The 23,404-nt window shown below is 47.1% G+C and carries 19 protein-coding genes and 4 tRNA genes; 3 read left to right on the forward strand and 20 right to left on the reverse strand.

Annotated features, from left to right (window positions below):
- Nucleotides 1-118: 118 nt before the first annotated feature.
- From rpsL to rpsU, 18 genes are all read right to left on the reverse strand, one after another.
- Nucleotides 119-520 (reverse strand): 30S ribosomal protein S12, encoded by a 402-nt coding sequence (gene rpsL / locus DW896_RS17335; RefSeq protein ID WP_005825712.1) that lies wholly within the window; start codon nucleotides 518-520, stop codon nucleotides 119-121.
- 117 nt (nucleotides 521-637) lie between these two features.
- Nucleotides 638-949 carry a DUF3467 domain-containing protein gene (locus tag DW896_RS17340; RefSeq protein ID WP_005825714.1) on the reverse strand — a complete coding sequence of 104 codons (312 nt, stop codon included), beginning with the start codon at nucleotides 947-949 and terminating at the stop codon, nucleotides 638-640.
- A 268-nt stretch (nucleotides 950-1,217) separates the two neighbouring features.
- Nucleotides 1,218-5,513: a DNA-directed RNA polymerase subunit beta' gene (rpoC, locus tag DW896_RS17345; protein WP_008661873.1), complete on the reverse strand. Its 4,296-nt coding sequence runs from the start codon at nucleotides 5,511-5,513 to the stop codon at nucleotides 1,218-1,220.
- 108 nt (nucleotides 5,514-5,621) lie between these two features.
- Nucleotides 5,622-9,434: a DNA-directed RNA polymerase subunit beta gene (gene rpoB / locus DW896_RS17350; RefSeq protein ID WP_005825717.1), complete on the reverse strand. Its 3,813-nt coding sequence runs from the start codon at nucleotides 9,432-9,434 to the stop codon at nucleotides 5,622-5,624.
- A gap of 105 nt (nucleotides 9,435-9,539) precedes the next feature.
- The gene (gene rplL, locus DW896_RS17355) at nucleotides 9,540-9,917 is read right to left on the reverse strand and encodes a 50S ribosomal protein L7/L12 (RefSeq protein WP_004291279.1); all 378 of its coding nucleotides are present in this window, start codon (nucleotides 9,915-9,917) and stop codon (nucleotides 9,540-9,542) included.
- A 61-nt stretch (nucleotides 9,918-9,978) separates the two neighbouring features.
- Nucleotides 9,979-10,500 (reverse strand): 50S ribosomal protein L10, encoded by a 522-nt coding sequence (gene rplJ / locus DW896_RS17360; RefSeq protein ID WP_005825719.1) that lies wholly within the window; start codon nucleotides 10,498-10,500, stop codon nucleotides 9,979-9,981.
- Nucleotides 10,501-10,515: 15 nt separating this feature from the next.
- Nucleotides 10,516-11,214, reverse strand: coding sequence for a 50S ribosomal protein L1 (gene rplA / locus DW896_RS17365; protein ID WP_005825721.1), 699 nt, complete (start codon nucleotides 11,212-11,214; stop codon nucleotides 10,516-10,518).
- Between the two features lie 15 nt (nucleotides 11,215-11,229).
- Nucleotides 11,230-11,673 (reverse strand): 50S ribosomal protein L11, encoded by a 444-nt coding sequence (gene rplK, locus DW896_RS17370; RefSeq protein ID WP_005825722.1) that lies wholly within the window; start codon nucleotides 11,671-11,673, stop codon nucleotides 11,230-11,232.
- 59 nt (nucleotides 11,674-11,732) lie between these two features.
- Nucleotides 11,733-12,275, reverse strand: coding sequence for a transcription termination/antitermination protein NusG (nusG, locus tag DW896_RS17375; RefSeq protein WP_005825724.1), 543 nt, complete (start codon nucleotides 12,273-12,275; stop codon nucleotides 11,733-11,735).
- A 12-nt stretch (nucleotides 12,276-12,287) separates the two neighbouring features.
- Nucleotides 12,288-12,476, reverse strand: coding sequence for a preprotein translocase subunit SecE (secE, locus tag DW896_RS21910; RefSeq protein WP_005825726.1), 189 nt, complete (start codon nucleotides 12,474-12,476; stop codon nucleotides 12,288-12,290).
- Between the two features lie 14 nt (nucleotides 12,477-12,490).
- Nucleotides 12,491-12,563 (reverse strand) — tRNA-Trp (locus DW896_RS17385).
- A gap of 56 nt (nucleotides 12,564-12,619) precedes the next feature.
- Nucleotides 12,620-13,804 carry an elongation factor Tu gene (gene tuf, locus DW896_RS17390; protein ID WP_005825727.1) on the reverse strand — a complete coding sequence of 395 codons (1,185 nt, stop codon included), beginning with the start codon at nucleotides 13,802-13,804 and terminating at the stop codon, nucleotides 12,620-12,622.
- Nucleotides 13,805-13,854: 50 nt separating this feature from the next.
- Nucleotides 13,855-13,926, reverse strand: a tRNA-Thr gene (locus tag DW896_RS17395).
- A gap of 17 nt (nucleotides 13,927-13,943) precedes the next feature.
- Nucleotides 13,944-14,026 (reverse strand) — tRNA-Tyr (locus DW896_RS17400).
- A gap of 124 nt (nucleotides 14,027-14,150) precedes the next feature.
- Nucleotides 14,151-14,224, reverse strand: a tRNA-Thr gene (locus tag DW896_RS17405).
- A 93-nt stretch (nucleotides 14,225-14,317) separates the two neighbouring features.
- Nucleotides 14,318-14,617, reverse strand: a complete 300-nt coding sequence (hpf, locus tag DW896_RS17410) for a ribosome hibernation-promoting factor, HPF/YfiA family (protein ID WP_005825731.1) — start codon at nucleotides 14,615-14,617, stop codon at nucleotides 14,318-14,320.
- Between the two features lie 18 nt (nucleotides 14,618-14,635).
- Entirely contained in the window at nucleotides 14,636-15,520 is an 885-nt protein-coding gene (gene xerA / locus DW896_RS17415) for a site-specific tyrosine recombinase/integron integrase (RefSeq protein ID WP_119993586.1), read from the reverse strand.
- A 73-nt stretch (nucleotides 15,521-15,593) separates the two neighbouring features.
- The gene (gene rpsU, locus DW896_RS17420) at nucleotides 15,594-15,785 is read right to left on the reverse strand and encodes a 30S ribosomal protein S21 (RefSeq protein ID WP_005825735.1); all 192 of its coding nucleotides are present in this window, start codon (nucleotides 15,783-15,785) and stop codon (nucleotides 15,594-15,596) included.
- Between the two features lie 279 nt (nucleotides 15,786-16,064).
- Here rpsU and DW896_RS17425 point away from each other — a divergent pair, with 279 nt between their 5' ends.
- Together DW896_RS17425 and DW896_RS17430 are read left to right on the forward strand one after the other, a co-directional pair.
- Entirely contained in the window at nucleotides 16,065-17,858 is a 1,794-nt protein-coding gene (locus DW896_RS17425) for an aminopeptidase P family protein (protein WP_008661879.1), read from the forward strand.
- Between the two features lie 4 nt (nucleotides 17,859-17,862).
- Nucleotides 17,863-18,375 carry a gamma carbonic anhydrase family protein gene (locus tag DW896_RS17430; RefSeq protein ID WP_022401597.1) on the forward strand — a complete coding sequence of 171 codons (513 nt, stop codon included), beginning with the start codon at nucleotides 17,863-17,865 and terminating at the stop codon, nucleotides 18,373-18,375.
- A 92-nt stretch (nucleotides 18,376-18,467) separates the two neighbouring features.
- On the opposite strand, the gene DW896_RS17435 is transcribed toward DW896_RS17430, so the two are convergent.
- Both DW896_RS17435 and gltX read right to left on the reverse strand, forming a co-directional pair.
- Nucleotides 18,468-19,688, reverse strand: a complete 1,221-nt coding sequence (locus DW896_RS17435) for a 3-deoxy-D-manno-octulosonic acid transferase (RefSeq protein ID WP_005825739.1) — start codon at nucleotides 19,686-19,688, stop codon at nucleotides 18,468-18,470.
- A gap of 31 nt (nucleotides 19,689-19,719) precedes the next feature.
- A complete protein-coding gene (gene gltX, locus DW896_RS17440) occupies nucleotides 19,720-21,246 on the reverse strand; it encodes a glutamate--tRNA ligase (RefSeq protein WP_117588580.1) in 1,527 nt (508 codons plus the stop codon).
- A gap of 97 nt (nucleotides 21,247-21,343) precedes the next feature.
- Here gltX and DW896_RS17445 point away from each other — a divergent pair, with 97 nt between their 5' ends.
- Nucleotides 21,344-23,404 (forward strand): HD family phosphohydrolase, encoded by a 2,061-nt coding sequence (locus DW896_RS17445; protein ID WP_009037308.1) that lies wholly within the window; start codon nucleotides 21,344-21,346, stop codon nucleotides 23,402-23,404.

The following is a 23,404-nucleotide window of genomic DNA, read 5'->3' on the forward strand; positions in this document are numbered from 1 at the left end:
TACTTCTGTCTTCTTCAACTCTCCCTCCGGAGAATTTACTCAACCTTTAGCATTTCCAACAAACTAAAACGTAAGTTATTACTTTAAATTTTCCTATTTTGGGAATCAGGCCACCAGATTATTTCTTCTTAGCAGGAGCTGCTTGACCCGGTTTCGGACGTTTTGCGCCGTATTTGGAACGTCTTTGTGTACGACCTGCAACACCTGCAGTATCCAAAGTACCACGTACGATGTGATAACGCACACCCGGAAGGTCTTTTACACGACCACCACGTACCAACACGATAGAGTGTTCCTGCAAGTTGTGACCTTCTCCCGGAATATAAGAGTTCACCTCTTTACCATTGGTCAAACGTACACGAGCTACTTTACGCATAGCTGAATTCGGCTTCTTCGGAGTGGTTGTATACACTCTCACGCAAACGCCACGTCTTTGAGGACAAGAGTCCAAGGCTGGAGACTTTGATTTCTCCACCAGCACTTCGCGTCCTTTTCTTACTAATTGCTGAATTGTAGGCATTTTAATTGTTTTTAGTTATATATTATTGTTTATATTAATTCAAAACTATACACTTTTGGGCTGCAAAGATACTAATAAGTTTTGAATAATCAATGCACTACAAGTTTTTTTTTGATTTTACGCTTCACCCTTGATGTTGGGAAGAGGCGGAAATGTTTGTTCGTCCGGCATGCGAATCAGTCCGAAAGCGCGTTCATATTTCCCAATATTCTCTTCGAGTGCACGCAGCAAACGCTTGGCATGTTCGGGTGCCAAAACTATGCGCGATTGCACGCCAGCCTTTGGCATTCCAGGCATCACGCGGATAAAGTCGAGAATAAATTCCGAACTGGAATGAGTTATAATAGCCAAATTGGCATATGTACCTTGCGCCACTTCTTCCTTCAATTCTATCTGGAGTTGACCGTTGTTGTTTTCTTGATTTTCCATGTTGCACAATTGTTTTTAAAATGTTCTTAAAAGATAGACCAAAAGTACTCTTTTTTTTCGGATGATATACATTTAAGTTCAAAAAGACACATAATAATCCGTTCTGAAAAAGGAGCAAGCCACTGCAACCGTTTTGCAGTAGCACTGTAACAAACATACAGAAGCATTGCAGTACAGAAGGAAGAGGCAAAGACAAAACAGAGAGGGAATACTCCTTCTTATAGGATATTCCCTCTCTATTTAATAGAATTATATTGACGTTGTAAGGCTATCCCTCTACTTTCTCGTCTACAGCATAATCAAGTACCGTCTTCTTGTTGGCAAGCATACGGTCGTACTCTTCTTTGGAGCCAACGATAATCTTCTCGAACTCGCGTTGTCCGGTACCGGCAGGAATCAGGTGACCGCAAATTACGTTCTCCTTCATACCTTCCAGACGGTCCACCTTTCCGTTGATGGCAGCCTCGTTCAGTACCTTCGTCGTTTCCTGGAAGGAAGCAGCCGACATGAAGCTTGAAGTCTGCAATGCAGCACGGGTGATACCTTGAAGAATCTGAGTAGAAGTCGCAGGTACAGCGTCGCGCACTTCCACGGGTTTCAAGTCGCGGCGTTTCAACATGGAGTTCTCGTCACGCAGCTTGCGAGCCGTCACAATCTGGCCAGCCTGCAGACTCTGGGAATCTCCAGCATCCACTACCACCTTCTTTCCCCAGATACGGTCGTTCTCTTCCATGAATTCCATCTTGTCAACAACTTGCTGTTCCAGGAAGCGGGTATCACCTGGCTCGTCGATTTCCACCTTGCGCATCATCTGACGAACGATGATTTCAAAGTGCTTATCATTAATCTTCACACCCTGCAGACGGTAAACGTCCTGAACCTCGTTCACAATATATTCCTGCACGGCCGTAGGACCTTTGATAGCCAGGATGTCCGCAGGTGTGATAGCACCGTCAGACAACGGAGTACCGGCGCGTACATAGTCGTTCTCCTGAACCAGAATCTGCTTGGACAACGGTACGAGGTACTTCTTCACTTCACCGGTCTTGGAAGTAACGATGATTTCGCGATTACCGCGTTTCACCTTACCCATGGTAACCTCACCGTCGATTTCTGAAACCACAGCGGGATTAGACGGGTTACGTGCCTCGAACAACTCAGTGACACGGGGAAGACCACCCGTGATATCACCCGCTTTACCTACGGCACGCGGAATCTTCACGATAACTTCACCGGCCTTTACCTTCTGACCGTCTTCAACCACTACGTGGCCACCTACTGGCAAGTTGTATGTACGGATCAGTTCGCCGTCTTCTGTCATGATGTGTGCGGTAGGCACCTTCGTCTTATCCTTAGACTCAATGATGATGATTTCGCGCAAACCGGTAGATTCATCAGACTCTACCTTATAAGTCACGTTTTCAATAACGCCTTCAAATTCAATCTTACCGGTAGCTTCGGTAATGATAACCGCGTTGAACGGGTCCCAACGGGCAATCATCTTGCCTTTCTCTACCATTTCACCATCGGCTGCATAGAGCGTAGAACCGTAGGGTACATTATGAGTGGAAAGCACAATACCCGTGTTGACATCCACAAAACGCACTTCGGCCAAACGGCCTACCACTACCTTTGCCGGTTCGCCTGCTTCGTCGATAACGTCTACCGTACGGAGTTCTTCGAATTCCAGACGGGCAGGATTCTTGGCCACGATGCTTGCGTTGGCAGCAATATTGGCTGCCGTACCACCGGCATGGAATGTACGCAGTGTCAACTGTGTACCCGGCTCACCGATAGACTGTGCAGCGATTACGCCGACTGCCTCGCCCTTCTGAACCATACGGCTGGAAGCCAGGTTACGTCCGTAACACTTGGCACAAACACCTTTCTTGGATTCGCAGGTCAATACAGAACGGATTTCAACGCTCTCGATTGGAGAGTCTTCAATGCGTTGTGCAATGTCCTCGGTAATTTCCTCACCGCCGGCCACAATCAGTTCGCCAGTTGTAGGATGAACAATATCATGTACGGATACACGACCCAGGATACGTTCATACAGAGTGGCAATGGTTTCATCATTGTTCTTCAGTGCCGTACAAACCAATCCGCGGAGCGTGCCGCAGTCTTCTTCATTAATAATCACATCATGCGATACGTCAACCAGACGACGGGTCAGGTATCCGGCATCGGCCGTCTTCAAAGCGGTATCGGCAAGACCCTTACGGGCACCGTGGGTAGAGATAAAGTACTCCAACACGGACAGACCTTCCTTAAAGTTAGAAAGAATCGGGTTTTCGATAATCTGACCGCCTTCGGCACCTGCTTTCTGGGGCTTCGCCATCAAACCACGCATACCGGAGAGCTGACGAATCTGTTCCTTAGAACCACGGGCACCGGAATCCAGCATCATGTATACAGAGTTGAAACCCTGGTCGTCGCTTGAAATGGTTTTCATCAGGATGTTGGACAACTCAGAGTTCACGTGCGTCCAGATATCGATTACCTGGTTGTAACGCTCGTTGTTCGTGATGAAACCCATGTTATAGTTATTGATTACCTGCTCTACTTCATCATAACCTTTCTGTACTAATGCTTCCTTCTCTTCCGGGATAATGATATCGCCCAAGTTGAACGACAAACCACCCTTGAAGGCCATGTAATAACCGAGGTTCTTGATTCCGTCGAGGAAGTCGGCTGCCTTGGCAACACCACACACCTTGATTACGTGACTGATGATGTCTCGGAGTGACTTCTTGGAGATAATCGTATTGATATATCCTGCTTCTGCCGGAACAATTTCGTTGACAATGACACGGCCCACGGAGGTATCGTGCATCATCTTGTCCACAATGTTACCATTCTCGTCAACGTCTTTCACTATTACGCTTACCGGAGCATGGATGTCGCACTTACCTTCATTGTAGGCAATCAGCGCTTCCTCAGGACCGTAGAATGTCAGGCCTTCACCCTTGGCACCCTTGCGCAGCTTCGTAATATAGTACAGACCAAGTACCATATCCTGAGCAGGCACAGTGATAGGAGCACCGTTGGCAGGGTTCAATATATTGTGTGACTGGAGCATTAGCATCTGTGCTTCCAGAATCGCTTCGTTGCTCAACGGCAAGTGCACGGCCATCTGGTCACCGTCGAAGTCGGCATTGAACGCCGTACATGCCAACGGGTGCAGCTGGATTGCCTTACCTTCAATCATTTTAGGCTGGAATGCCTGGATACCCAGACGGTGAAGTGTCGGGGCACGGTTCAACAGCACCGGATGCCCCTTCATCACGTGTTCCAAAATGTCCCAGATAACGGGTTCCTTGCGGTCTACAATCTTCTTGGCGCTCTTTACCGTCTTCACGATACCACGCTCAATGAGCTTACGAATGATGAACGGCTTGTAAAGCTCGGCTGCCATCAGTTTAGGGATACCGCATTCGCCCATCTTCAGCTCCGGACCTACAACGATTACAGAACGTGCGGAATAGTCGACACGCTTACCCAACAAGTTCTGACGGAAACGTCCTTGCTTACCCTTCAAACTGTCGGAAAGTGACTTCAACGGACGGTTAGCGTCGGTCTTCACTGCACTCGATTTACGGGAGTTATCAAACAGAGAGTCGACAGCTTCCTGCAACATACGTTTTTCATTACGCAAAATCACTTCAGGAGCTTTGATTTCAATCAATCTCTTCAGACGGTTGTTACGGATGATGACACGACGGTAAAGGTCATTCAAGTCAGAAGTTGCGAAACGGCCGCCATCCAATGGGACCAACGGACGAAGTTCGGGTGGAATAACCGGTACAATGCGTACAATCATCCACTCGGGCTTGTTGCGTCCGCGTGATGCACGGAACGACTCAACTACCTGAAGACGTTTCAGAGCTTCGGTCTTGCGTTGCTGTGAAGCATCGCTTCCGGCACGGTTACGCAGTTCGTAAGACAAAGAGTCAAGGTCGAGGCGTGACAGCAAATCGTAGATAGCTTCCGCGCCCATCTTGGCAATGAACTTATTGGGATCTGAATCTTCGAGGAACTGGTTGTCTTTCGGCAACTTTTCCAGCAAGTCCAGGTATTCTCCTTCTTCAAGCAAGTCATACTGTGCCACTTCATCGGACAGTACACCCGGCTGAATGACAACATAACGCTCGTAATAGATAATGGCATCCAGCTTCTTGGTGGGCAAGCCCAACAAGTAACCGATTTTGTTGGGAAGTGAACGGAAGTACCAGATGTGAGCCACGGGCACAACGAGCTGGATGTGCCCCATACGCTCACGGCGCACTTTCTTTTCAGTCACTTCCACACCACAACGGTCGCAGACGATGCCTTTGTAACGGATACGCTTGTACTTACCGCAATGGCACTCGTAATCCTTGATAGGACCAAAGATGCGCTCGCAGAACAATCCGTCGCGTTCGGGCTTATACGTACGATAGTTGATGGTTTCAGGCTTTAAAACTTCACCACTCGAATTCTCAAGGATTTCCTCAGGAGAAGCCAAACCGATAGAGATTTTCGAGAAATTACTCTTTATCTTGTTATCTTTTCTAAAAGCCATAAATTTATTTAATTGATAATTGACAATGGAAAATTGAAATTGAAAAACTGAAAACCGATAATTGAGAATGGTAACTTGCATTATCCACTCTCAATTATCAATTATCCATTATTCTAAGTTGATGCTCAAGCCCAAACCTCTCAACTCGTGCAGCAATACGTTCAGTGACTCGGGGATACCCGGAGCAGGCATCGGTTCACCCTTCACGATTGCTTCATAAGCCTTGGAACGTCCTACAACGTCATCAGACTTGATAGTCAGGATTTCCTGCAGAATGTGTGCGGCACCGAACGCTTCGAGTGCCCAAACTTCCATTTCTCCAAAACGCTGACCACCGAACTGTGCCTTACCACCCAACGGCTGTTGCGTAATGAGTGAGTACGGACCGATGGAACGTGCGTGCATCTTGTCTTCAACCATGTGACCGAGCTTCAGCATGTAAGTCACACCTACCGTAGCCTGCTGCTCGAATGCTTCACCGGTACCACCATCATACAGCGTTGTCTTGCCGTAGCGAGGCAAGCCGGCCTTATCGGTCCATTCGTTCAAATCGTCCAAAGATGCACCGTCAAAGATAGGAGTGGCAAACTTCACGCCCAGGTTTTTTCCGGCACGCCCGAGAACGGCCTCGAATATCTGACCGATGTTCATACGTGAAGGCACACCCAACGGATTCAGCACGATGTCTACCGGAGTACCGTCAGCAAGGAACGGCATGTCTTCCTGGCGTACCACACGGGAAACAATACCCTTGTTACCGTGACGACCGGCCATCTTGTCACCGACACCAATCTTACGTTTCTTGGCAATGTATACCTTGGCCATCTGAATGATACCTGCGGGCAACTCGTCACCGATAGTGATGGCGAACTTCTTGCGTTTCAGCTCGGCATCGAGTTCCTTGTACTTCTTGATGAAGTTCATCACCAATGCACGAATCAGTCCGTTGGTATGTTCATCCTTCGTCCAGTTGCTCAACTGAACAGCGGTGAAGTCCAAATCGCTGAAGTCGGAAGCAGAGAATCTGGCGCCTTTGGAAATAATGTCGGCACCCATGTAATCCTTCACACCTTCCGATGTATAATTTTCTGTAAGCTTCAACAGCTTGTTTATCAACACTTTCTTGAGGTCACCAATCTTAGCGTCGAACTCATCGTCAATCTTCGGTAACAGAGCCTTGTCGGCCAGCTTGGAGCTGCGGGTCTTGACAACACGGGAGAACAGACGCTTACCGATAACAACACCCTTCAAAGAAGGAGAGGCTTTCAAAGAAGCATCCTTCACATCACCGGCCTTGTCACCGAAGATGGCACGGAGCAGTTTCTCTTCCGGAGAAGGATCCGATTCACCCTTCGGAGTAATCTTACCGATAAGGATATCACCCGGTTCGATGCGGGCACCCACACGAACAATACCGTTTTCGTCAAGGTCTTTAGTCGCTTCCTCACTTACGTTAGGAATGTCAGAGGTCAACTCTTCCATACCACGCTTCGTTTCGCGAACTTCCAAAGAATATTCTTCTACGTGTACAGAGGTCAAAAGGTCCTCACGAACCACACGTTCATTCAGTACGATAGCATCCTCATAGTTATAGCCCTTCCACGGCATGTAAGCAACCAGCAGGTTCTTACCCAGTGCAAGTTCTCCGTCTTCGGTTGAATAACCTTCCGTCAGGATTTGACCTGCAGTCACGCGCTGACCCTTCTCGCAAATCGGACGGAGGTCAATCGTCATATTCTGGTTGGTACGGCGCCACTTCGGGATATTATATTCTTTCAATGCAGGCTCGAAGCTTACGAACTCTTCCTCCTCCGTACGGTCGTACAGAATACGGATAGTCGTTGCATCCACGAATTCAACCACACCGTCACCCTCGGCAGTAATCTGCGTACGAGAATCGCGTGCCAGCTGGCGTTCGATACCGGTACCTACAATCGGAGCTTCGCTCTTCAATAAAGGAACAGCCTGGCGCATCATGTTTGATCCCATCAATGCACGGTTGGCGTCATCATGCTCCAAGAACGGAATCAAAGAAGCCGCAATAGAAGCAATCTGCTGGGGAGATACGTCCATCAATTCCACCTCGGAAGGAGGAACCACCGGATAGTCGGCATCCTGACGGGATTTTACTTTATCACGTACAAAAGTACCGTCATCGTTCAAAGGAGCATTACCCTGAGCAATAATCTTGGCTTCCTCTTCTTCTGCGGTGAGGTAAACCAAACCTTCGTCAGAAAGATCAACCTTACCCTCTGCCACCTTGCGGTACGGAGTTTCAATGAAGCCAAGCTCGTTGATTTTCGCGAACACACAGAGTGAAGAAATCAAACCGATGTTCGGACCTTCAGGAGTCTCGATAGGACAAAGACGTCCGTAGTGAGTATAGTGTACGTCACGAACCTCGAAGCCTGCACGCTCGCGTGACAGACCGCCGGGACCCAGGGCAGACATACGGCGTTTGTGAGTAATCTCGGCCAGCGGGTTGGTCTGGTCCATGAACTGTGACAAAGCATTCGTTCCAAAGAATGAATTGATAACGGAAGAGATTGTCTTGGCGTTAATCAGGTCAATCGGAGTAAAGACTTCATTGTCACGGACGTTCATACGCTCGCGGATAGTACGCGACATACGTGCCAGACCGATGGCAAACTGATTGGACAACTGTTCGCCCACTGTACGCACACGACGGTTGCTCAAGTGGTCGATATCGTCCACATCCGCTTTCGAGTTAATCAACTCGATGAGATATTTGATAATTTCGATAATATCTTCCTTGGTAAGGACACGCACGTCCATATCGGTCGTCAAGTTCAACTTTCTGTTGATACGATAACGGCCTACATCACCCAGGTCATATCTCTTCTCTGAGAAGAACAGGTTATTGATAACCTCGCGTGCACTGGCATCATCGGCAGGGTCTGCATTACGCAACTGGCGGTAGATGTAGAGTACAGCTTCTTTTTCCGAGTTACTCGGATCCTTCTGCAGAGTATTATATATGATAGAATAGTCAGACTGGTTCGGTTCTTCCTTGTGTACGAGGATATTCTGAACGCCCGACTCTAATATAATGTCAACATGTTCCGGCTCGATTACAGTTTCACGGTCAATAACGACTTCGTTACGCTCGATGGAAACAACTTCACCGGTATCTTCGTCTACAAAATCCTCAATCCATGTTTTCAACACACGTGCGGCCAACTTACGTCCCACCATCTTCTTGAGGTTCGTCTTGTTCACCTTCACGTCTTCCGCCAAATTAAAAATCTCGAGAATGTCCTTGTCATTCTCAAATCCGATGGCTCTCAGCAAAGTGGTAACCGGCAATTTCTTCTTACGGTCAATGTACGCATACATGACGTTGTTGATGTCGGTGGCAAACTCAATCCACGAACCCTTGAACGGGATGATACGGGCTGAGTACAACTTGGTACCGTTGGCATGTACGCTCTGTCCGAAGAATACGCCCGGTGAACGGTGAAGCTGGGATACAACCACACGTTCCGCACCGTTGATGACGAATGTTGCCTTATCCGTCATGTAAGGAATAGGACCGAGGAACACGTCCTGAATGACCGTGTCAAAATCTTCGTGGTCGGGGTCGGTACAATATAATTTCAATTTTGCCTTCAAAGGCACGCTATATGTAAGCCCTCGCTCTATACATTCATCAATGGTATAGCGCGGCGGATCAATATAGTAGTCCAAAAACTCAAGAACAAAATTATTTCTTGTATCGGCAATGGGGAAGTTTTCAGCAAATACTTTATACAGTCCCTCGTTCTTACGTTTCTCGGGTGGGGTGTCCAGTTGTAGAAAGTCTTTGAATGACTTCAATTGTACTTCCAGAAAATCCGGATATTCAAGCGGATTCTTAGTCGAAGCAAAATTAACTCTTTGATTTACAGTATTTGAAGACATCTGTTAATGGATTTGTAGAACTTAATTTTAAATATATACACAAAAAGGTTAAGAACCCTTTTCACGAAGGGTTCCTAACCGAATTACCTGATTTACAGGCTAATGTTATTTAAGTTCAACTTCAGCTCCAGCTTCTTCCAATGTTTTCTTCAATGATTCTGCTTCGTCCTTAGCCAAACCTTCTTTTACTACGCTAGGAGCACCGTCTACCATGTCCTTAGCTTCCTTCAAGCCAAGACCGCAAGCTTCCTTAACGGCTTTAACTACCTGAAGTTTAGCTGAGCCAGCGCTCTTCAATACTACGTCGAAAGAAGTCTTTTCTTCTGCGGCAGCAGCACCACCGGCTGCAGGACCAGCAGCAACAGCTACAGCTGCAGCAGCAGGTTCAATACCATATTCTTCTTTCAGGATTGTTGCAAGTTCATTAACTTCTTTTACTGTCAAGTTAACTAATTGTTCTGCAAAAGCTTTCAAATCTGCCATTTTTGTATGATTTTTAATTGTTTAAATACTAAATAAATTGATATAATTCTTTTTCCGAAATTTACGCTTCGGGACGTTCACCAAGAGTCTTGAGAACTCCGTGGAGGGTGTTACCACCTGATTGCAGAGCAGAAATAACATTCTTGGCCGGTGACTGCAGCAATGCAACGATATCGGCAATAACTTCATTCTTACTCTTGATACTTACGAGAGCATCCAACTGGTCAGCACCAACATAGAAGCTTTCTTCTGCATATGCAGCCTTCAGTCCGGGAATACCGTTCTTAGCCTTATCTTTAATCAACTTGGCCGGAGCGTTAGCAACGTTGCTGAACATTACGGCAGTTGTACCTTTCAGAGAACCATAAAGCGGAGAAAAGTCTTCTTCCAGGCTCTCCAATGCCTTGTGAAGCAATGTATTCTTAACTACCATCAATTTGATGTCAGCCTTAAAACATTCTCTTCTCAACATGCTGGTTGTAGCAGCATTCATGGCAGTGGTATCCACCAAATAGAAGTGACCGTATTCCTTCACTGTAGCAGCAATCTGCTCAATAATCGTACTTTTATCTTCCTTTCTCATTATTACTCCGTTTTATTAGATTTCTTCTACTGTTTTCGGGTCAATCTTGATGCCCGCACTCATCGTGCTAGAAAGATAAATACTCTTAATATATGTACCCTTGGCTGCAGTCGGTTTCAATTTATTCAAAGTAGAGATGAATTCTTTCGCATTGTCGCGAATTTGCTCAGCGCTAAATGAAACTTTACCGATAGAAGTATGAACAATACCGCTCTTGTCAACCTTAAAGTCGATTTTGCCTTGTTTTACTTCTCTTACAGCTTTAGCAACATCCATAGTTACAGTGCCACTCTTGGGGTTAGGCATCAATCCACGAGGACCGAGCACACGACCGAGTGCACCAATCTTACCCATGATGGACGGCATAGTGATAATCACATCAATATCAGTCCATCCACCTTTGATCTTTTCAATATATTCGTCAAGACCAACATAGTCAGCTCCGGCTTCTTTTGCAGCAGCTTCAGCATCTGGTGTACAAAGCACCAAAACGCGTACAACCTTACCAGTACCGTGAGGAAGTGATACAACACCTCTCACCATCTGGTTGGCCTTACGCGGGTCAACGCCCAAACGTACGTCGATATCCAGAGAAGCGTCAAACTTGGTATAAGTGATTTCCTTTACCAACTGAGCAGCTTCCTTGAGAGAGTATGCTTTCCCTGCTTCAATTTTTTCTGCAGCCAACTTTTGATTTTTTGTCAGTTTACCCATTCTAATTGAAGTTTATTAATTATTAACCGGGAACTCCCCTTTTACAGCGATACCCATACTTCTAGCTGTACCGGCAACCATTTTCATGGCAGCTTCTACAGTGAAACAGTTCAAGTCAACCATTTTGTCCTGAGCAATCGTACGAACCTGTTCCCAAGTAATCTCGGCAACTTTCTTACGGTTAGGCTCAGCAGAACCACTCTTTTGCTTCGTCACTTCCAACAACTGGATAGCCACGGGAGGAGTCTTGATTACAAAATCGAAAGACTTGTCTGCGTAGTAAGTGATAATCACAGGAAGAATCTTTCCTGCTTTGTCTTGGGTTCTGGCGTTGAATTGCTTGCAAAACTCCATGATATTGATACCCTTGGAACCCAATGCAGGTCCTACTGGGGGTGATGGATTTGCCGCGCCTCCTTTAATCTGTAATTTGATTAGTCCAGCAACTTCTTTAGCCATTTTCTAATTGATTTATATATATAAACATTAATGAAGAATACTACAGCGTAACACCTGCACTATTCTTTTTCAACTTGCATAAAGCCCAATTCGAGCGGAGTCTTCCGTCCGAATATCTTGACCATGACCTTCAGTTTCTTCTTCTCGGTGTTCACTTCTTCAATGATTCCACTGAATCCACTGAACGGACCGTAATTCACCTTTACAGTCTCGCCGACTACATACGGGATACTCAAGTCTTCACCTGATTCCTGCAATTCGTCGACCGTACCAAGTATACGATTCACTTCCGACTGTCTCAGAGGTACGGGTTTTTCCGAACCACCCAAGAACCCTATCACATTAGGAGTATTTCTCAGATGATGAGCAACCTCACCCACCAGAGCAGCCTCCACCAAAACGTAACCAGGGAGATAACTTCTCTCTTTCACAATTTTCTTACCATTGCGAACCTGATATACCTTTTCGGTAGGAATCAATACCTGAGATACGTAATCACCAAGGTCGCTGTTTTTAATATCAGCTTCAAGGTATTCCTTTACCTTAGCTTCTTTTCCGCTAATAGCACGCAAAACGTACCATTTCTTTTCAATCTCAGACATTTCTCCTTACTTTTAATGTGGATAAACAAATTCCATCAGATGCTGGAAACAGAAGTCCATCGCAAATACTACCACTGCAATTAGTAGGGAAGCATATAAAACAACTACTGCACTGTTAGTAAGTTCAGAATACGTAGGCCACGACACTTTATGAACAAGTTCGTCGTAAGTTTCTTTAAAATAAGCTACAATCTTCTTCATTTCAAAAATATTAGCACGGGAGGAGAGGCTCGAACTCCCGACACCCGGTTTTGGAGACCGGTGCTCTACCAACTGAGCTACTCCCGTTTGTACATAATCAGTTCCCGATGTATACCGGGAACTGATTAAGATTATATTGGTTATTAGTCAAGAATTTCAGTAATCTGACCAGAACCTACTGTACGACCACCTTCACGGATAGCGAAACGCAAACCTACGTTCAATGCTACCGGGTAGATCAGTTCTACAGTGATTTCTACGTTATCACCAGGCATTACCATTTCAGTTCCTTCCGGAAGAGTGATTTCACCTGTACAGTCCATAGTACGCAGATAGAACTGAGGACGGTATTTGTTGTGGAACGGAGTGTGACGACCACCTTCTTCTTTCTTCAAAACGTAGATAGAAGCTTTGAACTTAGAGTGAGGTTTAATCTGGCCGGGCTTACAAAGAACCATACCACGTTTGATTTCGTTCTTGTCGATACCACGGAGCAACAGACCTACGTTGTCACCAGCTTCACCTTGATCCAGCAACTTGCGGAACATTTCAACACCAGTTACAACAGACTTCTTGTCTTCACCCAAACCGAGGATTTCAACTTCGTCACCTACATGGATAACACCAGCTTCGATACGACCAGTAGCTACAGTACCACGACCAGTGATTGAGAATACGTCTTCAACCGGCATCAAGAACGGTTTGTCAATATCACGCGGAGGCAGAGGAATCCAAGTGTCGCAAGCATCCATCAGCTCCATAACCTTCTCTTCCCACTTTTCAACGCCATTCAACGCACCAAGAGCAGAACCCTGAATGAACGGAGTGTTGTCGCCGTCGAATTCGTAGGCTGAAAGCAGTTCACGCATTTCCATTTCAACGAGTTCCAACATTTCAGCGTCGTCTACCATGTCACACTTGTTCATGAATACAACCAGTCTCGGTACGTTTACCTGACGAGCCAGCAAGATATGCTCACGAGTCTGAGGCATCGGACCATCAGTAGCAGCAACTACGATGATAGCACCGTCCATCTGAGCAGCACCAGTTACCATGTTCTTTACGTAGTCGGCGTGACCCGGGCAGTCTACGTGAGCGTAGTGACGGTTAGCTGTTTCATACTCTACGTGAGAAGTGTTGATAGTGATACCTCTTTCCTTTTCTTCAGGAGCGTTATCGATAGAATCGAAAGAACGCAATTCAGAAAGACCTTTCTTTGCCAACACTGTAGTGATAGCAGCTGTCAACGTGGTTTTACCGTGGTCAACGTGACCAATTGTACCAATGTTTACGTGCGGTTTGGTACGTTCGAATTTCTCTTTAGCCATAGCTTTACTTGTTATTTATTTGATTAATAATCAGCTTTTACATCTTTGTGAGCTGTTACCGGGACTTGAACCCGGGACCTCTTCCTTACCAAGGAAGTGCTCTACCGCTGAGCTATAACAGCAAGGAGAATAAGAGTTGTGGGCAAAGATGGATTCGAACCACCGAAGGCGTAAGCCAGCAGATTTACAGTCTGCCCCATTTGGCCACTCTGGTATTTGCCCCTACATTACAAAAAGAACTCTTTTCCTTACTAAATCATCGCAGAGTGAACTTTACCCGGACGATTTCCGTTCTCATATCATCTCCACCTCGTGAAGAAAGACTCATTCCACTCATCCTTGAGCGAGCCTCTTGTCGGATTCGAACCAACGACCCCGAGATTACAAATCACGTGCTCTGGCCAACTGAGCTAAAGAGGCAAGCTAAAAAATGCAACCGTAACGTTCATAGTGTGAGCGAAACGGCTGCAAATTTAGGCATTTATTTTTTACCCGCAAAATTTTAGCGGAAAATTATTTGCTCCGTTGCTTTTCCTTGTACTTAACCAGCTGTTTTTCCAAAGCTTCCAGGCATAAATCCACTGCTTCTTCAAACGTATCACAAACCTTGTTTGCATAAAACTCGCCATTGGGAACCAATACTTTCACTCCGGCTTCTTTATTTTCGGCTGTTTCTGGTTTTACTACCTTTAATGACACCTCTACTTTCTTTATATCGTCGTAAAATTTCTCCAACTTAGCAACTTTCTTTTGAACGAAAGACTGCAATTGCTCTGACGCATCAAAGTGAATCGATTGAATTCTTACTTCCATACTTACCTCCTTTTTACTTTAGGCTCGGGGATGAGCCTGATTATACACTTTTTTAAGCTCTTCAAAAGTAGTATGCGTATAAACTTCCGTTGTCGCCAGACTCTCGTGTCCGAGGAGTTCTTTTATCGAGCCTAAATCAGCACCATTGTTCAGCATAGCCGTTGCAAAGGTGTGCCTCAGCACGTGGGGACTTCTTTTTTTTACAGTCACTACCTTCGAAAGGTTTCGTTTCACAAGGCATGCTACGATACTGCGGTAAAGCCTTTTTCCATTCTTCCGGACAAAAAAAGCATCCGAGCGAACCGGGACAGCTTCATTCCGCACATTGACATATTCTCGCATCGAGCGTCCCAGCTCCTCATCGAAAGGTATAAGACGTTGTTTATTCCGTTTTCCCGTCACTTTAACGAGAGAAGCCGAAAAATCGACATCCTTATCATCCAACCCTATCAATTCTGAAAGTCGCATGCCGGTAGCATAAAACATTTCAATAATCATATGGTCGCGACACCCTTCAAAACCTTCACCAAAGTCCATATCATCCAGCAACCTATTCATCTCACCCTCTCTCAGAAATACCGGAAGCGGCTTTTTCTTCTTGGGCCTCGTCACTTTCCGCAACGGATCTACCGCGACCTCGCCTCTCCTCAAAAGGAATTTATAGTATGTCCGGATAGAACTCAGCTTTCGGTTTATCGTATTAGAAGCAAGTCCTTTGTCCATCAAGGAAGCAATCCATTCACGAACAAGTTCCGCATCTACATCCGATGGAGTCAAGTCTCCCAACATTTCTTCTCCAAACCTCTGCAGTTCAAGAATATCTGCCCGATAGTACTCAACCGTACCTTTGGAATAGTTCCGCTCATGCAGAAGATAGTCAAGAAAAGAATCTGTCAACAACATATCGCTACATATCTAAAATCATGCAACGAATGTATGAAAAAGAATTCAATAATTCAAAGGAATTTACGAATTATTAATCTTCTACTTGCTGAAGTTGTTGAACGTAAACAGCACGTTCTTTCTTAAGTCTTTTAGTCACAGACGGTTTATCAAATTGTTGTCTGCGTCTCAATTCCTTAACTGTGCCAGTTTTTTCAAACTTTCTTTTGAATTTCTTCAGCGCTTTTTCAATGTTTTCGCCTTCTTTTACAGGTACTACAATCATTTTCTTTTAATTAAATGTTAATGGTTTAAAAATCTCACGATTAAATTGAGCGGCAAAATTACACATACTTTCTTTATTCACAAAACTTTCTGCAAAAAAATTACCCATGATTCCTAATTATCAAACGAATGAGCAAAGGGAAAGATGTTTTTATTGAGCCAATCCGCTAAAATCCGTGAAGCATAGCACATTTTTAAAAGAGAATGTGTAACTTTGAAAGCAGAGAATGGAGAGATTATAAACTCATTTACACGCCTACTTAATTACATTTATAAAAATATGGCTCAGACAATCAATCAACGTATAGATGCTCTACGGGCATTGTTAAAAAGAGAAGGCATAGACGCTTTCATTATCCCCAGTACCGACCCGCACCTAAGCGAGTACGTAGCACCGTACTGGAAATCAAGAGAATGGATATCAGGCTTCACCGGTTCGGCAGGCACGGCGGTGATCACCAGCGACAAGGCGGGACTGTGGACAGATTCCCGCTATTTTCTCCAAGCCGAGCAGCAGCTGGAAGGCAGCGGCATCGACTTATACAAGGAAATGCTGCCCGAAACGCCCAGCATCCTCGATTTCCTGCGGGAGAACCTTACAGCGAATTCAGTTGTAGGTATAGACGGGAAGGTATTTTCCACCACACAAGCCATAGCCCTGCAAGAGGATCTGGCAAAAAACGACATCACCGTAAAGAGCATTGCCGACCCGATGAATGAGATATGGACAGACCGCCCTCCCATGCCCGAAGCACCCGCCTTTATCCACGAGATGAAATACGCCGGGAAAAGCTGTCCGGACAAACTGGCTGCTATCCGCCGGGAGATGAAAAAGAGTGAAGCGGACGTATTATTGGTGTCGGCATTGGACGAGATAGCATGGACACTCAACATACGCGGCAACGATGTGCATTGCAACCCCGTAGTAGTAAGCTACCTGATAATCAACGAACAAGAAACACACTTTTTCATCCAGCCCGAGAAAGTAACGGAAGAGCTTTCAGCCTATCTGGAAGAAGCCGGCGTCACCATCCATGCTTATGGGGACACCGAATCCTTTGTGACAAGAATACCGGACGGCAGCATCATGCTCGACATGGGAAAGACGAATTATGCCGTTTATTCCGCCCTCCCCCCTTCCTGCCGGGTACTTGACGAGCGCTCACCGATAGCCTTGCTGAAAGCGGTCCGCAATGACCGGGAAATAGCCGGCATCCACGCAGCCATGCAACGCGACGGAGTGGCACTGGTGAAGTTCCTGAAATGGCTGGAGGAGGCCGTTCCCGCAGGCAACGAGACAGAAATCAGCGTAGACAAGAAACTGCACGAATTCCGTGCCGCACAGCCACTCTACATGGGAGAAAGCTTCGACACCATTGCCGGGTACAAGGAACATGGAGCCATCGTACACTACGAAGCCACTCCGGCAACGGACGTGCCACTGAAACCCGAGGGATTCCTGCTGCTGGACTCGGGTGCGCAATACCTGGACGGCACTACCGACATCACCCGCACCATCGCACTGGGGAAACTGACCGAAGAAGAGAAGACGGACTACACCCTGATACTGAAAGGACATATCGACCTCGCCATGGCTGTCTTCCCGGAAGGTACGCGAGGAGCGCAACTGGATGTACTGGCCCGCATGCCGATATGGCAATACCACATGAACTTCCTGCATGGTACCGGGCACGGCGTAGGCCATTTCCTCAATGTGCACGAAGGTCCGCAAAGCATCCGCATGAATGAGAATCCGGTAACCCTACGGCCGGGAATGGTCACTTCCAACGAACCGGGCGTTTATAAAGCCGGAAGCCATGGAATACGCACGGAAAACCTGGTGCTGACCGTGAAGGACGGTGAAGGCATGTTCGGAAATTACCTGAAGTTCGAAACCATTACCCTCTGCCCCATCTGCAAGAAAGGTATCATCAAAGAGATGCTGACGGCAGAGGAAACGGCATGGCTGGACAACTATCACCAGCATGTATACGAGGCACTTTCGCCAAGCCTGAACGAAGGAGAACGGGAATGGCTGAAGGAAGCATGCAGTAACCTAACCACTAATCACTAAAAAAATGGCATTAATAAAATCAGTAAGAGGATTCACTCCCGAAATCGGGGAGAATTGTTTTTTGGCGGACAATGCGGTTGTCATTGGCGACGTCAAGACGGGACGGGATTGCAGCATCTGGTTCAGCACCGTGCTGCGGGGTGACGTAAACTCAATCCGCATAGGGAACGGAGTAAACATCCAGGATGGAAGCGTGCTCCACACCTTGTACGAGAAATCGACCATAGAGATAGGAGACCACGTATCCGTGGGGCACAACGTGACCATCCACGGAGCCACTATCAAGAACTATGCTTTGGTAGGGATGGGTTCCACCATCCTTGACCACGCAGTAGTGGGCGAAGGGGCTATTGTCGCCGCTGGTTCCCTGGTATTGAGCAATACGGTCATCGAGCCGGGAAGCATCTGGGGAGGAGTCCCCGCCAAGTTCATCAAGAAAGTAGATCCGGAGCAGGCCAAGGAGCTGAACCAGAAGATTGCACACAACTATCTGATGTATTCCGACTGGTACAAATAAAGGGAGACAAGGCGCCCCAAAAAGGCAGGGCGATAAAGGGATGCCATTCCATCACCTTTACCGCCCTATCGCTTTTATCACTCTTTACTTTTCTAAAAGTTTATCATACTCATTATCTTATCCGTTGCACCGGCGTTGCCGGTCACATAATTGCTTGCATTCATGCCTGATTCGCGCAAAAAGACTTCATCTGTCAGCATACGGTCGAGCAAAGTTTTCAGTTCCTCATAATCCTTCACCGAGAAAGCGCCTTTTGCCTCCAGCAACTGGATGGCCTCCTGGAATTTCTGATACTTCGGTCCGAAAATCACCGGAATGCCATAAACTGCAGCCTCAAGAGTATTGTGGATTCCCACTCCGAAACCACCTCCGATATAGGCAATCTCGCCATAGCGGTAGATGGAAGAGAGCAACCCGAAGCAGTCGATAATCAGGCAGTCGGCCTTACGGACATTCTTCTCGTCGGCACGGGTATAGCGCACGTAGGGGCGTTTCAGTTTACGGATAATCTCTACCAGATGGTTTTCGTCGATAACGTGCGGAGCGATAACCAACTTCACCTCTGGATGCTGGTTAAAGTATTCAATAAACAAATCCTCGTCCGGCTGCCAGGAGCTTCCTGCCACGAAAGTCATCGTGTTGTTCTTGAAAAGCTCCACCAAAGGCAGATGTTTGGCCTCCTCACGAATCTGCAGCACACGGTCAAAACGGGTATCCCCCACCACCGTGACACGGCTGATACCTATCTTCGCCAGATAGCGTTTGGAGCGTTCATTCTGCACAAACAAATGGTCGAAGTCGCGCAGCACATGTCTGTACGTACCGCCATACCACTTGAAGAATACTTGTCCGCGGCGGAAAATGGAAGAAATGCTGTACACCGGAATACGGCGCTTGTGCAGTTCGTCCAGATAGTTCTTCCAGAACTCGTACTTGATGAAGAATGCCATGCAGGGATTCACGATATCCAGGAACTTCTTCACATTGCGGGACTTGTCGAAAGGCAAGTAACAGACAACGTCTGCCCCCCTATAATTCTTGCGGACCTCATAGCCCGACGGCGAGAAGAAAGTCAGCAGAATACCGTAATCCGGATATTTGGCACGAATTTTCTCAATCAACGGCCGTCCCTGCTCGAACTCCCCCAAAGAAGCGGCATGGAACCATATATAGCGCACGTCCTTCTCCAACTGCTGCCGGAGAAGTTCATAGACCACCCAGTGTCCCTTCATCATTTTTCGGGGCTTACGGCTAAATGGAGCAGCCAGATGCACCAGAATATCGTAGATGGCTATTGCCAAGTCATATAGCATACTATATGGATTAAGGATGAAGAAGATTTATTCACTTTAAAGCATCAACAGCACGCTGTATACGGGCCAACGTCTCTTCCTTGCCAATCAGCTCGGTAATGTCGAACATGTGCGGGCCTTTACACTCGCCCACCACTGACAAGCGGAAGGCATTCATCACATTTCCCATGTGATAGCCACGCTCAGTAATCCAACCAATCACAATATCTTCGGAAGGCTTGGAGGAGAAATCTCCGATGCCGCGCAACACATCCATCAATTCGGTCATGATGCGGGGAGTATCTTCCGACCAACGCTTCTTCACATCCTTTGCCGCATATTCCGTGGGGGCTACGAAGAAAAAACGGGTCTGGTCCCACAGTTCCTTTACGAAGTTGACGCGTCCCTTCACCAGTGAAACCACTTTCGTAAGGAACTCGTCGCTATAGTTGGAGGCGTCTATGCCGTTGGACTCCAGCACCGGTCTGAAAAGACAAGCTATCTCCGCATCCGGTTTCATCATGATGTACTCATGGTTGAACCAGATACCTTTCTTATAGTCGAATTTGGCACCCGACTTGCTGCAATGGCTCAAATCAAACAATTTCACCAATTCATCCATAGACATCAGTTCCTGGTCATTGCCCGGATTCCAGCCCAGCAGAGCCAGGAAATTAATGACCGCTTCGGGCAGATAGCCTGATTCGCGGTAGCCTGAAGAGACATCTCCCGACTTGGGGTCATGCCACTCCAACGGGAAAACCGGGAAGCCCAGACGGTCGCCGTCACGCTTACTCAATTTGCCGTTACCCTCGGGCTTCAGCAACAAGGGCAAATGCGCAAAGGCAGGCATGGTATCCTCCCACCCAAAGGCACGGTAGAGCAATACATGCAACGGTGCGGAAGGCAACCATTCCTCACCGCGTATCACATGGGACACTTCCATCAAATGGTCGTCCACAATATTGGCCAGATGGTAAGTAGGAAGTTCATCTGCCGATTTATAAAGAACCTTGTCATCAAGAATGGAAGAGTTTATCACTACTTCCCCACGAATCAGGTCGTTCACATGCACATCTTCGTTCGGCTCTATCTTGAAACGCACCACGTACTGCTTACCGGCAGCAATCAGCGCGTCTACCTCTTCTTTAGGAAGGGTCAGTGAATTGCGCATCTGCATGCGGGTAGAAGCATCGTACTGGAAATTCGCAATCTCCGCACGCTTTGCTTCCAGCTCCTCAGGAGTATCGAAAGCGATGTAGGCTTTTCCGGCCTCCAGCAGAATCTGAACATACTTCTTGTATATTTCCCGACGTTCCGACTGACGGTACGGGCCATGGTCTCCACCGAAACTCACGCCCTCGTCAAACGGGATGCCCAACCACTTGAAAGACTCCAGGATATATTCTTCCGCACCCGGTACAAACCGGTTGGAATCAGTATCTTCAATACGAAATATAAAATCTCCTCCATGCTGACGCGCAAAGAGATAATTGTATAAAGCTGTACGCACACCGCCGATGTGCAACGCCCCCGTAGGACTCGGGGCAAAACGGACTCTGACCTTTCTTTCTGTCATAATCTACCTTACTTATGAATATTTTAGACGGCAAAATTAAACCTTTTTTTCCACACTAATGTTTTTTTTTGTACTTTTCGCAAAAATTTCAGCCGATATGAGTTATTTCAATACAAAAAAAGAGTTCTCGCTCAGAGATTTGCTATACAGAGCACTGATATTCATCGGCACTGTGGGGATTATTGTCTATTTTCTGCCACGTGACGGTAAATTCAACTACCAGTTCGACATTGACAAGCCCTGGAAGTACGGACAGCTCATGGCCACCTTCGACTTCCCCATCTATAAGGCCGATGAAGTGGTGAAACGCGAGCAAGACAGTATCCTCGCCGCCTTCCAGCCGTATTTCCAGCTGGACAAAAGCATTGAGAAAAGTGTGCTCGCCAAGTTGAAGGCAGACTATCAGACCCACCTGCGCGGCCTGCTTCCCTCCACCGACTACGTCCGCTTTCTGGAAAGGAAACTCTCTGAAGTATATCGCGCCGGCATCGTTTCTACCGAAGAGCTGAACCAACTGCATAAGGACAGCACAACCGCCATCATGGTCATTAACGACAAACTGGCCAACCAGCAGGACATCAACAAGGTATATTCGGTGAAGGATGCCTATAACTATATACTCACGGCCGATACCGCCCACTACCGCCCGGACATTCTACGGCAATGCTCGCTGAACGAATATCTGTTCCCTAATCTGACCTATGACGAGCAGCGGACCGAAACCGCTAAGAAGGAGATGCTCGACAACTATTCATGGGCCAACGGCATCGTACTGAGCGGACAGAAAATCATCGACCGCGGCGAGATTGTCAGCCAGGAGACATACAACATCCTTGAGAGTCTACGGAAAGAATCCATCAAACGCAGTGAGTCCATCGGGCAAAAACGGTTGATGCTGGCGGGGCAGGTATTGTTTGTCAGTATCTTCATGCTGTGTTTCATGCTCTACCTCGACTTGTTCCGTAAAGATTACTACAAGCGCAAGGGCAGCCTCTCCCTGCTCTTCGCCCTCATCATGTTCTATTGCGTGGTGACGGCCATCATGGTTGCCAACAACATATTCAATGTCTATATCATCCCGTATGCCATGCTGCCGGTCATCATCCGGGTGTTCCTCGACTCACGCACGGCCTTCATCGCACAAGTCACCACCATACTGATATGCTCCATCTGCCTGCGCTATCCGCATGAATTCATTCTTCTGCAACTCTCGGCGGGACTGGTTGCCATCTTCAGTCTGAGGGAACTTTCACAACGGTCGCAACTGTTCCGGACAGCCTTCCTCGTCATATTGACCTACGCTGCCGTCTACTTTGCTTTCGAGCTGATTACAGAAAACGACTTGACAAAAATCAACGGAAGCATGTACACTTATTTCGTCATTAACGGAGTGTTGCTGCTGTTCACCTATCCCCTGCTCTTCCTGGTGGAAAAGACGTTTGGCTTTACCTCCAATGTCACCCTGGTCGAATTGTCCAACATCAACAACAGCCTGCTGCGCCGCATGTCCGAGACAGTTCCCGGCACCTTCCAGCATTCCATGCAGGTTGCCAACCTTGCGGCGGAAGCGGCCAACCGTATCGGAGCCAAAAGCCAGCTGGTACGTACCGGAGCGCTGTATCATGACATCGGCAAGATGGAGAATCCGGTGTTCTTCACCGAGAACCAGTCGGGTGGAGTCAATCCGCACAAGAATCTGGGCTATGAGCAAAGTGCCCAAGTCGTCATCAGCCATGTGACGGACGGGCTGAAGCTGGCCGAGAAGAACAATCTCCCCAAAGTAATCAAGGATTTCATCACCACTCACCATGGCCGTGGGAAAACGAAGTATTTCTATATCTCCTGGAAAAACGAGCACCCCGGTGAAGACCCTAACGAGGAGGCATTCACCTACCCCGGTCCCAACCCGTTCACCAAAGAGCAGGCTATCCTGATGATGGCCGATTCGGTGGAAGCCGCTTCACGCAGTCTGCCCGAATATACGGAAGAGAGCATCAGCAACCTGGTAGACAAGATTATCGATTCGCAAGTGGCAGAAGGCTATTTCAAGGAATGCCCCATCACCTTCAAGGATATTGCCACCGTGAAGAACGTATTCAAGGAGAAGCTGAAGACTATATACCATACCCGCATCAGTTATCCCGAACTTAAAAAATAA

This window comes from Bacteroides sp. AM41-16 (assembly GCF_003603495.1).
Classification (GTDB): domain Bacteria; phylum Bacteroidota; class Bacteroidia; order Bacteroidales; family Bacteroidaceae; genus Bacteroides; species Bacteroides uniformis.